This is a genomic window from Sphingomonas sp. CCH9-F2 (assembly GCF_001556735.1).
GTDB classification, from domain to species: Bacteria; Pseudomonadota; Alphaproteobacteria; order Sphingomonadales; family Sphingomonadaceae; genus Sphingomonas; species Sphingomonas ginsenosidimutans.
In genome coordinates this window covers 1-470 of the sequence record NZ_LSJO01000150.1, presented here as the reverse complement: position 1 = coordinate 470, position 470 = coordinate 1, and the positions used below count along the sequence as shown (strand labels likewise).

General features: G+C 64.0%; 1 protein-coding gene. It reads left to right on the top strand.

Annotation, left to right across the window (positions count from 1 at the left end; all coding sequences use genetic code 11):
* The coding region (locus AX685_RS04390) for an efflux RND transporter permease subunit (protein ID WP_197418478.1) at window positions 1-470 on the top strand (470 nt) is incomplete at both ends.

The window sequence follows — 470 nt, the reverse complement described above, 5'->3', positions numbered from 1 at the left end:
CGCCAGGAGCATGAAGGCCGGCTTCTCACCCGCGAAGAGCGGATGGAGGAAACGACGCTCGCGGCCAAGGAGATGGTGCGGCCGACCGTTTATGGTCAGCTCATCATCTTCCTCGTCTTCGTGCCGCTGCTCACCTTCCAGGGCGTTGAGGGCAAGACGTTCGCGCCGATGGCGATCACGTTGATGGTGGCGCTCGCCTCCGCTTTCGTCCTGTCGCTGACCTTCGTTCCCGCGATGATCGCGATCGTCGTCAAGGGCCGGGTCAGTGAGACGGAAGTGAAGCCGATCCGCTGGTTCAAGGAACGCTACGCCCCCGTGCTGGGCCGGGCTGTCGCCCGCCCGATGCCCTTCATCCTGGGCGGTGTCGGCGTGTTCGTCGCGGCAGTGCTGAGCTTTGGCTTGCTCGGCGAGGAGTTCATGCCGCAGCTCGACGAGAAGGACATAACCGTCACCAACTTCCGCGTGCCATC